The organism is Acidovorax sp. LjRoot194, assembly GCF_964253015.1.
Classification (GTDB): Bacteria; Pseudomonadota; Gammaproteobacteria; order Burkholderiales; family Burkholderiaceae_C; genus Acidovorax.
The window spans coordinates 5,047,162-5,060,237 of sequence record NZ_CAXUQB020000001.1 but is presented as its reverse complement, the minus strand read 5'-3'; the positions used below and the strand labels follow the sequence as shown (position 1 = coordinate 5,060,237).

General features: G+C 68.0%; 14 protein-coding genes. 9 read left to right on the top strand and 5 right to left on the bottom strand.

From position 1 onward, the window contains the following. Nucleotides 1-19: 19 nt before the first annotated feature. Nucleotides 20-940, top strand: coding sequence for a 2-hydroxyacid dehydrogenase (locus tag ACSQ3N_RS22825; protein ID WP_436147545.1), 921 nt, complete (start codon nt 20-22; stop codon nt 938-940). A 42-nt stretch (nt 941-982) separates the two neighbouring features. Next, the gene (locus tag ACSQ3N_RS22820; RefSeq protein ID WP_436147544.1) at nt 983-1,441 is read left to right on the top strand and encodes a DUF3592 domain-containing protein; all 459 of its coding nucleotides are present in this window, start codon (nt 983-985) and stop codon (nt 1,439-1,441) included. Between the two features lie 109 nt (nt 1,442-1,550). Here ACSQ3N_RS22820 and ACSQ3N_RS22815 read toward each other — a convergent pair whose 3' ends face one another. The 3 genes from ACSQ3N_RS22815 to ACSQ3N_RS22805 form a co-directional block, all read right to left on the bottom strand. Next, nucleotides 1,551-2,615, bottom strand: coding sequence for a Bug family tripartite tricarboxylate transporter substrate binding protein (locus ACSQ3N_RS22815; RefSeq protein ID WP_436147543.1), 1,065 nt, complete (start codon nt 2,613-2,615; stop codon nt 1,551-1,553). A gap of 94 nt (nt 2,616-2,709) precedes the next feature. Then, on the bottom strand, nt 2,710-3,573 hold the full coding sequence (locus ACSQ3N_RS22810; RefSeq protein WP_056162719.1) for a 3-keto-5-aminohexanoate cleavage protein: 864 nt from the start codon (nt 3,571-3,573) through the stop codon (nt 2,710-2,712). Further along, a complete protein-coding gene (locus ACSQ3N_RS22805; RefSeq protein WP_436147542.1) occupies nt 3,570-4,550 on the bottom strand; it encodes a 3-hydroxyacyl-CoA dehydrogenase family protein in 981 nt (326 codons plus the stop codon). The genes ACSQ3N_RS22810 and ACSQ3N_RS22805 overlap by 4 nt, the downstream gene beginning before the upstream one ends. An 88-nt stretch (nt 4,551-4,638) precedes the next feature. Here ACSQ3N_RS22805 and ACSQ3N_RS22800 point away from each other — a divergent pair, with 88 nt between their 5' ends. From ACSQ3N_RS22800 to ACSQ3N_RS22770, 7 genes are all read left to right on the top strand, one after another. Further along, nucleotides 4,639-5,550: a LysR family transcriptional regulator gene (locus tag ACSQ3N_RS22800; RefSeq protein ID WP_010466723.1), complete on the top strand. Its 912-nt coding sequence runs from the start codon at nt 4,639-4,641 to the stop codon at nt 5,548-5,550. A gap of 203 nt (nt 5,551-5,753) precedes the next feature. Further along, nucleotides 5,754-6,662, top strand: a complete 909-nt coding sequence (locus ACSQ3N_RS22795; protein WP_436147541.1) for a hydroxymethylglutaryl-CoA lyase — start codon at nt 5,754-5,756, stop codon at nt 6,660-6,662. Between the two features lie 26 nt (nt 6,663-6,688). After that, entirely contained in the window at nt 6,689-7,216 is a 528-nt protein-coding gene (locus tag ACSQ3N_RS22790; protein ID WP_436147540.1) for a YbaK/EbsC family protein, read from the top strand. After that, nucleotides 7,213-7,506: a DUF1289 domain-containing protein gene (locus tag ACSQ3N_RS22785; RefSeq protein WP_436147539.1), complete on the top strand. Its 294-nt coding sequence runs from the start codon at nt 7,213-7,215 to the stop codon at nt 7,504-7,506. The genes ACSQ3N_RS22790 and ACSQ3N_RS22785 overlap by 4 nt, the downstream gene beginning before the upstream one ends. Beyond that, nucleotides 7,503-8,156, top strand: coding sequence for a 2-hydroxychromene-2-carboxylate isomerase (locus ACSQ3N_RS22780; RefSeq protein WP_436147538.1), 654 nt, complete (start codon nt 7,503-7,505; stop codon nt 8,154-8,156). Before ACSQ3N_RS22785 ends, ACSQ3N_RS22780 begins: the two co-directional genes overlap by 4 nt. 171 nt (nt 8,157-8,327) lie before the next feature. Beyond that, on the top strand, nt 8,328-9,989 hold the full coding sequence (locus tag ACSQ3N_RS22775) for an MFS transporter (RefSeq protein WP_056162734.1): 1,662 nt from the start codon (nt 8,328-8,330) through the stop codon (nt 9,987-9,989). Between the two features lie 194 nt (nt 9,990-10,183). Beyond that, a complete protein-coding gene (locus ACSQ3N_RS22770) occupies nt 10,184-10,384 on the top strand; it encodes a hypothetical protein (protein WP_056162738.1) in 201 nt (66 codons plus the stop codon). Nucleotides 10,385-10,576: 192 nt separating this feature from the next. On the opposite strand, the gene ACSQ3N_RS22765 is transcribed toward ACSQ3N_RS22770, so the two are convergent. Further along, a complete protein-coding gene (locus ACSQ3N_RS22765) occupies nt 10,577-11,704 on the bottom strand; it encodes an ABC transporter substrate-binding protein (protein ID WP_436147537.1) in 1,128 nt (375 codons plus the stop codon). A 132-nt stretch (nt 11,705-11,836) separates the two neighbouring features. Further along, nucleotides 11,837-12,955: an ABC transporter substrate-binding protein gene (locus tag ACSQ3N_RS22760; protein WP_396506798.1), complete on the bottom strand. Its 1,119-nt coding sequence runs from the start codon at nt 12,953-12,955 to the stop codon at nt 11,837-11,839. Nucleotides 12,956-13,076 lie beyond the last annotated feature (121 nt).

Genomic DNA, 13,076 nt, shown 5'->3' with positions numbered 1-13,076 from the left:
TGCAGTTACCCTTGACCGCATGAACATCACCCTTTGCTGTACCGACACCAAGATCGAGCCCTGGCTGCAGGGGCTTGCCGCTGCCTTGCCCCATGCCCACATCAGCGTGTGGCAGCCGGGGGCACCGCAGGCCGACTACGCCGTGGTCTGGGCGCCGCCCCAGCAGTTCCTGGACGAGCAGCCCGCGCTGCGCGCCCTGTTCAACATCGGCGCCGGGGTGGACGCGCTGCTCAAGCTGCGCATGCCGCCGGGCTGCCAGATCGTGCGCATCGACGACGGGGGCATGGCCGTGCAGATGGCCGAATACGTGTGCCACGCGGTGGTGCGCCATTTTCGCGAGCTGGACGCGTACGAGGGCGACATGCGCGCCGGTCGCTGGGGCTTTCGCCGGCCGCGGGTGCGCTCGGAGTTTCCGGTGGGCGTGATGGGCCTCGGTGTGCTGGGCGAGCGCGTGGCGCGGGCGCTGGCGCATTTCGACTTTCCGGTCAACGGCTGGAGCCGGTCTGCCAAGGCGGTGGACGGCGTGCGCGGCTTCAGCGGCGCAGAGGGCTTTCACGACTTCCTGGCCGCCAGCCGCGTGCTGGTCAACCTGCTGCCGCTCACGCCCGACACGCAGGACATCATCAACCGTGACACGCTGTCGCGCCTGCAGCCCGGGGGCTATGTGGTCAACGTGGCGCGCGGCGCGCACCTGGTCGAAGAAGACCTGCTGGCGATGATCGACAACGGCCACATCGCGGGCGCCACGCTGGACGTTTTCCGCACCGAGCCTTTGCCGGTCGGGCACCCGTTCTGGACCCACCCGCGGATCACCGCCACGCCCCACACTTCGGCCCGCACCATGCGGGAAGAGAGCATTGCGCAGATCACGCGCAAGATGGCGGCGATGGAGCGCGGCGAGGCGGTGGCAGGCACTGTGGACCCCGGGCGGGGGTACTGACCCGGCGCTCCGCAGGCGGCGTCAACCCGTACCATCGCAGGCATGAGATCCACATCCTTTCGCCGCTTTTTCGGCCTTCTCGGCTGGCTGCTGCTGGTGCCCGGCGCGCTGACTGCGGTAGCCGCCAGCTGGCTGCTGGCCACGAGCTTGCATCTGGTGGGCGACACGCGCAGCGCCAAAGGCCGCGTGGTGGCGCACGAAAGCGTGGTGACGGGGTCCTCAAGCCGGCAAGCCCATGGCAAGAAAAGCGTCGTCGAGTTTGTGGCGAGCGATGGCCGCACCGTGCGGTTCACGGACTCGCTGGTGCGGCAGCTGCAGGCGGTGCACGATGTGGGTGACACCGTCACCGTGCGCTATCCCGCCAATAGCCCTTCGCGGGCTGAGATCAGCAGCTCCAATACCCTGAAGATTTTCTTGGGCGCTGTGTGGCTGCTGTTCAGCGCCGTGGGCATGGCGGCGGGCTGGCTGCTTCTGCGCCTACGCCCCCGCGTTCCCGCCTAGATATCGCCAGGCGCCGCCTGCGCCTGCGCCTGCAAGGTGCCAGCCTGGCGTGCAGCAGTGGGGTGCACGGCACCTCGCAACACCCGACGCGCAACGCCCGCGGCCTCAGTCAATCCATCGTCACGCCCGCATCGCGCACCAGCTTGCCCAGGCGCTGTGCGTCGGATTTGATCAGCGCGCCGAAGTCCGCGGCCGTGCCTGCCACCACCGGCGTGCCGATGGCTTCCCACTTGGCGCGGAAGGCGGGCTCCTTGAAGATCGCATTCACGGTGGCGTTGAGCTTGTCCACGGTGGCCTGCGGCGTGCCCGCACGCACGGCGATTCCGTGCCAGCCGGTGATCTGGTAGCCGTAGACGCCCGCCTCGGCCATGGTGGGCACGTTGGGCAGCACCTTGGCGCGCTCGGCCGAGGTGACTGCCAGCGGGATGAGCTTGCCCGACTGGATGTGCGGCAGCGAGCTGCCCACGATGTCGAACATCACGTTCACCTGCCCACCCAGCAGGTCGTTGAGCGCCGGGCCCGCGCCGCGGTACGGGATGTGGCCCATCTTCACGTGGGCGGTGGTGTTGAACAGCTCGCCCGCCAGGTGCTGCGGCGTGCCGTTGCCGGCCGATGCAAAGCTCAGCACCGGCTTGCCCGCCTTGGCCATGGCGATCAGCTCCGGCAGGGTCTTCACGCCCAGCGAGGGGTGCACCTCCAGCACCAGCGGAAAGGCCGACAGCTGCACCACGGGCACCAGATCGGTCAGCGGGTTGAACGGCATGCTGGCGTACAGCGACGGGTTCACCGCCATCGGGCCGCTGGCGGCCAGCAGCAGGGTGTGGCCGTCGGCGGGCGCCTGCTTGGCCACCTCGGCACTGCCGGAGTTGCCGCCCGCGCCGCCCTTGTTGTCCACCACCACGGTCACGCCCAGCCGGCTTTGCAGCTCGGGCTGCAGCATGCGTGCCATCAGGTCGGTGGGGCCGCCGGGCGGGTAGGGCACCACGAAGCGGATGGTCTTGGTGGGGAAGGCTGCGGCTGCGGTCTGGGCAGCGGCCTGGCCTGCCATGCCCAGCGCCATGGGCAGCGCCAGAGCCAGGGTCAGCGGGGCGCGAATGCGGCGCGTGGCCCGGCGGGTCGGGGTGCTGGGTACCGTGCCCGGGGTGGGTGCGGTCAATACGGTGCGTGATGGCATGTTTGTCTCCTGCGGATGAATGAAAAGCCCGTCTGGCGCGGGTTGTGGGGTGAGGTGATGGGCGGCGCTGCGGATGCGCGGCAGCGTGCGGCAGTCAACCGGCGCCGAACCGCTGGCGAATGCCCTGCGCCGTGGCCAGCGGTCGCCCCAGCGCGGCCGCGGCCTCGACCGCCTGGCGCACCAGGGCCGCGTTGTCCGGCGCGGTGCTGCCGTCCTTGCGCAGCAGGTTGTTCTCAAAGCCCACGCGGGCATGCCCGCCGAAGGCCGCGGAGGCGGTGATGCAGGTGTTCTCGGCGGCGCCGAACGCGCACACGGCCCAGGGTTCGGGCCCGTCGTGGGCGGCCAGGAAGGGCAGCAGGTCCCGCGGGCTCGATGTCTGGCCCGCGCTGTAGCGGCCCAGCACGAACAGCAAAAACCACGGCGCATCCGGCACCACGCCGCTGGCGCGCAGCGCCTGCCAGCGGCGCAGGTCGGCCACGTCGTACAGGATGACCTGCACCATGCAGCGGCGCTGCACCAGGCCCGTGAAGAAGCGCTGCAGTCCGGGCTCGCCGATCTCGGGCTGGTCGATCTCGCGCAGGCCGATGGACACGGCCTCGGGCTGCAACGCCTCGACCATGGCGATCTGCGCCGGGGCGCGGTAGACGCCCGCGGCTTCGCTGGTGATCTGCACCACCATCGCATCGCCCACGGCGTGCTGCACCACGCGCCGGGCTTCGCGGTAGCCCTCCACATCCAGGCTGTGGCGGCCCTGGGCGTCGCGGATGTGCATGTGGATCATGGCCGCGCCCGCCTCCAGGCAGGCCTTGGCGGTGGCGGCCAGCGTGGCTGGTGTGGTGGGCACGGCGGGGTGGTCGCTCGGCAGTTTGTACGCGCCGTTGGGCGCCACAGTGACGATCAGCGGATCGGGCCATTGGCTGGGCGCACTGGCAGCGGTGGGCATGGGGTGGGTGCTCATGGCGCGGCTCCAGGGGTAGCCTGCGCAGTGGCGGGCTCGATGGTGGGTAGCTCGCTGGCCAGCAGGGCCAGCCCTTGGCGCAGTAGCGCGTCGTAGCGGGCGCGCTCGGCACGCTTGCGGTCCTCGGGCCAGTCGAAAAAGCCCTTGCCGGTCTTCATGCCCAGATCGCCTTTGGCCACGCGGTCGCGCAGCGCCTGGGCGGGTACGTCGGTGTTGGAAAGCGTGGGGTACATGGTGGCCGCGGCCGCGCAGTGCACCTCGATGCCCGCGTGGTCGCGCTGTAGCACCGGGCCTGCCGCCAGAAAGCGAAAGCCGAAGCCAAAGCGCACGGCGGCGTCCACGTCTTCGGGCGACGCGATGCCTTCGTCGATGAGCGCAAAGGCCTCGCGCGACAGCGCATGTTGCATGCGGTTGGCCAGAAAGCCCGGCTTGTCCTTCTTCACCAGCACCGGCACGCTACCGCAGCGGCGCATGAAGCCGTGCAGCCACTGGCCCAACGTGGGGTCGCTGCGCTCGCCCAGCACCACCTCCACCAGCGGCACCAGGTGCGCCGGCATGAAGAAATGCAGGCCCAGCATGCGCTGCGCGGTGGGCAGGCCCTGGGCAATGGCGCTGATCGGAAAGCCCGAGCTGTTGCTGGCCAGCACCGCGCTGGCCGGGGCGATAGCCTCCAGCTCGGCAAACAGCTGCTGCTTGGCGGCGAGTTGTTCGGTGATGCATTCGACCACCAGCACCACGCCGTCCCAGGCCACGTCCTGCAGGCTGGCGCACACCTCCACGGGGCCTGCGCCCGCGGCCAGGCCGGCGGCGTCGAGCTCGGCGGCAATGTGCGGCAAGAGCAAGTCGCGCCGCGCGGTGTGCGGGTCCACCACCGTGACCCGGGCGCCGCCGCGGGCCAGGACCACGGCCACGTCGGCGCCCATGGTGCCCCCGCCCACGACCACCGTGCGTGCATTGCGCGGCGAACTGATGTCCATGCTGGTGTCTCCTTGTGTTGTCTTGCGGTGCAGTCTAGGCAGGCCGCATTGCGCGGTCCAGACGTATTTTTCGATAGACTGATCGGCCATGAAGATCAATTGGTCGGCCCGCGAGGTCGATGTGTTCCTGGCGCTGGCCGACACGCTGAGCTTTCGGCGCACCGCGCTGCAGATGCACCTGTCGCAGTCGGCGGTGTCGGGCACGCTCGCGCGGCTCGAAGAGATGTTGGGCGCGCGCCTGTTCGATCGCACCACGCGCACGGTGCAGCTCACGCAGGCGGGCGAGGTGTTTGCCGAGCAGGCCCGCTTTCTGCGCCACCAGATGGATGAGACGGTGCGCCGCGTGCAGGCCGTGGCGCAGGTGCAGGTGGGGCGGCTCGCGCTGGCGGCGCTGCCGTCGCTGGCGGCTGGGGTGGTGCCGCGCGCTTTTGCGCGCTTTGCGGCGGGGCACCCGGGCGTGCACCTGGAGCTGTTCGACAGCCTGGCGGGCCCGGCGTTCGACATGGTGCGCGCAGGGCGCGTGGACTTCGCGCTCACCGCCGCCAACCCCGCGTATGCCGACCTCGACTACACCCCGCTGTCGTCCGACCGCTTCGTGCTGCTGCTGGCCCGCGCCCACCCCCTGGCGCGCGGCCGCGGTGCGCTGGCCTGGGCCGATGTGGCCGACCTGCCGCACATCTCCATGCCCGCCGGCACCAGCGTGCGCCAGTACGCCGACGAGGCGCTGCTCACGCACCGCATCCGCTTTGCGCCGCGCTACGAGGTGGAGCACCTGGCCACCATCGCGGCCATGGTGGCCGCGCAGCTGGGCGTGAGCGCGCTGCCCGAGCTGGCCGCGCAGGTGGTGCGCCGGCCCGAGGTGGTGACCCGGCCGCTCAAGCAGCCGTCGCTGCGCCGGCCCATCGGCCTCGTGACGCTGCGGGGGCGGCGCCTGTCGCTGGCGGCGGTGCAGATGGTGGCGCTGCTGCGCCAGGAGATGGACGAAGGGGCTGGTGCGTAGTGGCTGCGCCGGGGTGCCGCAATGGCACGAGCGGAGAGTGGTCTGGCAGGATATGAGGTGGTGCCGCACCGCCGAAGCCCGGACAATGGGAGGCGTCTGCCCGGCCCCAACCTCGACCCCGCTGTCGGGCCTCGCGCACAGCGAGCAGCGGGTGCCGGCCCAGGACCGCCCGTTCCACGTCCTCTTTTTCAGGTAGCCCCACCATGAGCATTCCTTCCCGCGTCAAACTCATCGATGTCGGCCCGCGCGACGGGTTGCAGAACGAAAAATCGCCCGTGCCCGCCGAGGTCAAGATCGCGCTGGTGCACCGCCTGCAGGACGCGGGCTTGAAGGAGATCGAGGTCACGAGCTACGTGAGCCCCAAGTGGGTGCCGCAGATGGCCGACAACCACGAGGTCATGCAGGGCGTGAACCGCGTGGCTGGCGTGCGTTACTCGGTGCTCACCCCCAACCTCAAGGGCTATGAAGCCGCGGTGGCGGACCGGCCCGACGAGATCGTGGTCTTCGGCTCGGCCAGCGAGGCGTTCAGCCAGAAGAACATCAACTGCTCCATCGCCGAGAGCATCGAGCGCTTCGCGCCCGTGGTCGAGGCGGCGCTGGCCGCCGGCATCGGCGTGCGCGGCGCGATGAGCTGCACCGTGGGCTGCCCGTACGAGGGCGAGATCGCGCCCGAGCGGGTGGAGTATCTGGCCGGCCTGCTCCAGGGCATCGGCGTGCAGCGCGTGGACGTGGCCGACACCATCGGCGTGGGCACGCCGCGCAAGGTGCAGCGTGCGCTGGAGGCGACGCTGAAGCACTTCGGCATCGACGATGTATCGGGCCACTTTCATGACACCTACGGCCAGGCGCTGTCCAACACGCTGGCCGCGCTGGAGCTGGGGGTGTGGAACTACCAGTCCTCCGTGGCCGGCCTGGGCGGCTGCCCGTACGCCAAAGGGGCCACCGGCAACGTGGCGACGGAAGACGTGGTCTACATGCTGCACGGCATGGGCATCGAGACGGGCATCGATCTTGATAAGCTCATCGATGCGGGGGCCTACATCAGTGGGTTCCTGAACCGTAAACCCAATTCCCGCGCGGCGAATGCATTGCTCACCAAACGCGCGGGATAGCGCCATCGGCGCAGGAGATGACGACCGTGTGTGGAGCTGAACTGAAGAACCTTCCCGAGGGCGTGCAGCGTGTGGCTGCAGCGCTGCAAACGCTGAACCACCCTCACATGCCGCAGATGCTGGACGACGCCGCGCGCACCGCGCAGCAGGCGGCCGACGCACTGGGCATTCTGGTGGGGCAGGTGGCCAAGAGCATCATCTTTCGGCGCAAGAGCGACGACGTGGCCGTGCTGGTGGTCACCTCGGGCGACCGGCGTGTGGACGAGAAAAAGGTCGAAGCCCATGTGGGCGGCAAGATCGGCCGTGCCGATGCGGACTTCGTGAAGTCGCGCACCGGCTTTTCCATCGGCGGCGTCTCGCCCGTGGCGCACGCCACGCCGCCCGTCACGCTCATCGACCGGGACCTGCTGCGCTTCGACGTGGTGTGGGCCGCGGCTGGGCATCCGCACAGCGTGTTCCCGCTGCACCCCAGCGACCTGCAGCGCCTGACCGGTGCGCCGGTGGTGGACGTGGTGCTGGCGCCTGTGGAAGCGTCCGCACAGCCCGTGGCATGAATGCTATAGATTTGCTAGCTATTCGCGCCCGGCAGGCAAGCGGTAGCGGCCATTTTGATTCAAAGAGTCAAGAAGTCGTGCCGTCTCCTTGCATCTCGGTGTGCCGCCTGTCGCTCGACCACACGCACTGCGAAGGCTGCTTTCGCACGCTCGACGAGATCCGTATCTGGTCCGGTGCCGATAGCGACACGCGCCGCCGCATCTGGGCCGGGTTGCTGGGGCGTGCCGGGATCACGCTGACATCGCCGCCCCCGCAGTCCACACCCTCCGCGCAGGAAACGACGCCATGAAGCGCATCACGTTCTACCTCGACTTCGTCTCCCCCTACGCCTGGCTCGCGTTCGAGCGCCTGCCCGAGGTGCTGGAGGGCCTGAGCTACAGCGTGGCCTACAAGCCCGTGCTGCTGGGCGCGCTGCTGCAGCAGCATGCCAACCCGGGCCCCGCCGGCATCGCCCCCAAGCGCGACTGGACCTACCGCCACGTGACCTGGCTGGGCCATGCGCAGGGCACGCTGCTGCAGATGCCCGCGCGGCACCCGTTCAACCCGCTGCCCCTGCTGCGCGCGGCGCTGGCGTGCAGCGACGACGGGCACATCAACCGCTTCGTGGCGGGCACGGTGCTGCGCCACGTGTGGCAGGGCGGGCACGACGCGCTCGACGCCGCGCGCCTGGCCGACCTGGCCACGCAGCTCGCGGACCAGTTGCGTCCCGGCGAGGATGCGGCCAGCGACAGCCCCAAGGCCCTGCTGCGCGCCAACACCGAAGCCGCACAGGCGGCGGGCGTTTTTGGCGTGCCGGCGTTCGAGGTGGACGGCAAGCTGTTCTGGGGCCTCGACGGCCTTCCGATGCTGCGCGCGTACCTCGACGGCGACGCGTGGTTCGACGGCCCGGGCTGGGATGCTGTCAGCCAGCTCCCATCGGGTTTACCCGGCAAGGCGTGAGCGATTTCCGGATGCTGAAAGGGGCCCTGCGGGTTTCACCTTAAGTTGTCAGAGAGCGGTCAGTTTGGTGAAAGCTCTTGTTGGTTTGGCGTCAGAGCGTGGTCAGTGCCATCTCGAACAATGGGCGCAGCCGCGGAAGCGCGGTCTGCAAAACCAACAGGAGACACACACATGGCAACCGTTCATCCCGCACCGCGGCCGATGTCGCCCGAAGAGAGGAAGGTCATCTTCGCGTCGTCGCTCGGCACTGTTTTCGAGTGGTACGACTTTTATCTGTACGGCTCGCTCGCGGCCATCATCGCCAAGCAGTTCTTCAGCGGTCTGGATGCCGGCTCGGCGTTCATCTTCGCGCTGCTGGCGTTTGCCGCGGGCTTCATCGTCCGTCCGTTCGGCGCCATCTTCTTCGGCCGCCTGGGTGACATGATCGGCCGCAAGTACACCTTCCTGGTCACCATCCTGATCATGGGCCTGTCGACCTTCATCGTCGGCATCCTGCCCACGTATGCGCAGATCGGTGTGGCCGCTCCGGTCATCCTGATCGTGCTGCGCCTGCTGCAAGGCCTGGCCCTGGGCGGTGAGTACGGCGGTGCCGCCACCTACGTGGCCGAGCACGCTCCGCACGGCCGTCGCGGCGCCTACACGGCCTGGATCCAGACCACCGCCACGCTGGGTCTGTTTCTGTCGCTGATGGTCATCCTGGGTACCCGCACGGTCATGGGCGAAGAAGCCTTTGGCGACTGGGGCTGGCGCATTCCGTTCATCGTGTCGATCCTGCTGTTGGCCATTTCGGTCTGGATCCGCCTGTCGATGAACGAGTCGCCTGCATTCCAGAAGATGAAGGCCGAGGGCAAGACCTCCAAGGCGCCGCTCAAGGAATCGTTCGGCGAGTGGAAGAACCTCAAGATCGTGATCCTGGCACTGGTGGGCCTGACCGCCGGCCAGGCCGTGGTCTGGTACTCGGGCCAGTTCTACGCGCTGTTCTTCCTGACGCAAGCGCTCAAGGTCGATGGCGCCACCGCCAACATCTTCGTCGCGATCTCGCTGTTGATCGGCACGCCGTTCTTCATCGTGTTCGGTGCGCTGTCCGACAAGATCGGCCGCAAGCCGATCATCCTGGCAGGCTGCCTGCTGGCTGCGGTGACGTACTTCCCGGTGTTCGGCGCGCTGACCAAGGCGGCCAACCCCGCCCTGGCCGAAGCGCAGGCCAAGAACCAGGTGGTCGTGACGGCCAACCCCGACGAGTGCTCGTTCCAGTTCAACCCCACCGGCACCACCAAGTTCACCAGCTCGTGCGACATCGCCAAGCAGGTGCTGGCTGGCGCTTCGGTGAGCTATGAGAACGCCACGGCCGCTGCCGGCACGCCCGCCACGATCAAGATTGGCGAGACGGTCATCACGTCGTACACCAGCAAGGGCCTGCCCGCTGACGAAGCCAAGAAGAAGGACGGCGAGTTCAAGAAGGCCGTGGCCGATGCCCTGAAGGCTGCCGGCTACCCCACCAAGGCAGACCCTGCCCGCATCGACAAGGTCATGGTCGTTGTGATCCTGACCTACCTGGTGCTGCTGGTGACCATGGTGTACGGGCCTATCGCCGCCATGCTGGTGGAAATGTTCCCGACCCGCATCCGCTACACGTCCATGTCCCTGCCGTACCACATCGGTAACGGCTGGTTCGGCGGCCTGCTGCCCACCACGGCGTTCGCCATCGTGGCCCAGACCGGCAACATGTACAACGGCCTGTGGTACCCCATCATCATTGCCGGCGCGACGGTGGTGATCGGTGGCTTGTTCATCAAGGAAACCAAGGACGTCGACATCTACGCCAACGACTGACCGGTGCTGATGAAGAAGATCGTCATGAATTGACGGGTGCACAGGGCCCGCCCCGCAAGGGACGGGCCCTGTGTTCCATCAAGGGGCTTGTGCCACACAGCACAACCTACAACGCAGCGCCCAGGCTCCTTGATTGAACAAACCCAAACTCAAACCCAAACCCCCACCCGCCCGCGGGAACCAAGGAGATATTTATGTGGAAGATTGCTGTTGGCTTCGTTTTGTTCGCTGCCCTGTCGATGTACGTCATCATCAAGGCGGGCGACAAGGCCGACATGGGCGGTGAAAAGCATGGTGCCGATGCGGTGCACGTGCCTGAAACACCCGCCAGCGCACCGGCACCGGTGGTGGCGCCTGCCGCTTCGGCACCAGCGTCGGCTGCCAGCGCGCCATGATGTTGGTCTGAAGGACCGCAGGGGGCGGCGGCGTGTAGCGCCGGTGCCCCTGCAAGAAAGCTTCAAAGACAAAAAGCCCGGGCCATGGTGGCACCGGGCTTTTTTGTTTGCTGGCTGCGCGTTCTCACCCTGTCGGCTGCATCGGAGGCATCGGAGGCATCGGCCGCATCGGCCTCATCCCCCCGCCATTCGTCAGCGCTTGAACCGCCCGTCGCTGCCGATGATGGACAGGTCCGAAAAATCCAGCCCGCTGTGGTCCGTGGGGCTGTAGCTCAGCTCCAGGCCGCCCAGGTCCCACTTCTTGATGCCTTCCAGGCCCGCCTGCAGCTTGGCGCGGTCGGGCTTGGGGCCGGCGCGCTTGAGACCTTCGACCAGCACCTTGGCGGTCACGAAGCCCTCCACCATGGCGGGCGTGAGGTCGGCGATGTTCTTGGCGCGGGCGAGGTCCATGGCCTCCTTGATGACCGCGTAGTTCAGCGACCGCTCGGACGGGAACACCTGCGTGACGACCACGCCGCGCGCCTGTTCGCCCAGCGCTTTCACGAAGCCGCCCGAGGCGTTGTTGGACAGCGTGACGATCTGGCCCGTGACGCCCGCGCCGCGCAGCGCCTTGATGCCGTCGACCACCGCAGCGCCGGTGCCGATGAAAATGACGGCCTGCGGCTGCTTGCCCGCCACGCGCGGTGCGATGGCGCTGTAGTCGGGCTTGGCGCGGTCGAACTTCTCGACGAAGGCGGCTTCGAGGCTATTGGCCTTGAAGCCGATCTGCGCCCCGGCCAGGCCGTCGGCGCCGAAGGTGTCGTCCACATGCACCACGCCGATGCGCTTGATGCCCAGCGTGTTCAGGTGCGTGATGGCTTTTTCGACCTCGCGCTGGTAGGGCGCGCGCACGTTGAAGATGTACTTGCTGACCGGCTGGTGCAGCGCGATGGCGCCGGTGGACGGGCCGACGAGGGGCACGCCGTGCTGCTCCAGCAGCGGGATGATGCCCTGCGTGTGCGGCGTGCCGCGGGTCATGAACAGGCCGACCACGTTCTTCTGCTCGATCAGCGTCTTGGCGTTCTCCAGCGTGAGCTTGGGTTCGAACTTGTCGTCGAGCAGCACCACCTCCACCTTCTGCCCGCCCACGCCGCCGCGCGCGTTCACGTGGTCGATGTACAGGGCGGCCCCTTGCGTGGACTCGGCCACGGTGGCGGCGGCCGAGCCGGTCACGCCCACGGTCTGGCCGATGAGGATCTGGGCGTGGGCGGCATGGGCGATGCCCAGTGCCAGGGCCAGCAGCAGGGCCGCGCGTTTCGCCAGGGGGCCGGGAACGGTCATGGTGTCTCTCTTTCTTGTAAGGGTGGGGAGTTTAGGGACGGACCATGACAAGGCATCTGTAGAAACGCGTAGTGGCGGCATGCCATGCTGCGCGTTCGCCCGCGCCCACTGCCGCTGCAGCTCTGCCAGCCGTCACCGCCGGAACTTGCCGTCCGTGCCGATGATGGACAAATCGGCAAAGTCCAGGCCCGTGTGGTCCTCCGGGCTGTAGCTCACCTCCAGCCCGCCCAGGTCCAGCTTCTTGATGCTCTCCAGGCCCGCATGGAGCTTTTCGCGCGTGGGCTTGGGGCCGGCGCGCCTGATGCCTTCCACCAGCACCTTGGCGGCCGCATAGCCTTCCAGCATGGCCGGGGTGATGTCGCCCGCGCCCTTGGCCTTGGCCAGCTCCTGCGCCTCCTTGACCATGGGGTAGGTCACGGCCCGCTCGTTGGGGTAGACCTGCGTCACGATCACGCCGCGCGCGTTGGCGCCCAGGCTCTTGATGAAGCCGCCCGAGGCATTGTTGGACAGCGTCACGATCTGCGCGGCCGAGCCCGCGGTGCGAAAGGCGGTGTTCGCCTCCACCACGGTCGAGCCCGAGGCGATGATCAGCACCGCCTGGGTATCGGCCTTGGCCACCTTGGCGGCGATGGCCGTGAAGTCCGGCTTGGCGCGGTCGAACTTCTCAAGCACCACGGGCGTGAGCTTGGCGCCCGCCAGGCCTTTCTGGGCCCCCGCCACGCCGTCGGCGCCGAAGCTGTCGTCCGCATACACCACGCCAATGCGCGAGATGCCCATGGAGGCCAGGTGGGTCATGGCCTTTTCGGCCTCGCGCTGGTAGGTGGCGCGCACGTTGAAGATGTACTTGCGCACCGGCTGGTGCAGCACCATCGCGCCGGTGGAGGGCGCCACCAGGGCCACGCCGTGCTTTTCCAGCAGCGGGATCATGGCCTCGGTGTGCGGCGTGCCCCGCGTGAGGAACAGCGCCAGCACGTTGTTGTCCTCGATCAGCTTGCGGGCGTTCTCGGCCGCGATCTTGGGGTCGAACTTGTCGTCCAGCGAGGTCAGCTCGATCTTCTGGCCGTTGACGCCGCCCTTGGCGTTGACCATGTCGATATAGAGCTTGGCGCCGTCGGTGGTCTCCTTCACGCCCGCCGCCACCTGGCCTGAAAAGCCCGCCGTCTGCCCGATCAGGATCTGCGCATGGCCGGCCGTGGCCAGGCCCAGCGCCAGGGCGGCGGCCCCGCCCCACCGTATCTGCCATCGGTTCATGGTTGTCTCCTGTTTGTGTCTTTGCGTAAGAGTTCAGTCTAAGCGCATGTATTTGAAGCGTTTAAAGGGTTTGTCCGAGAAAAACACCCCTTTGCCAAGGGCTTTTGCGCCTTGTCAAACC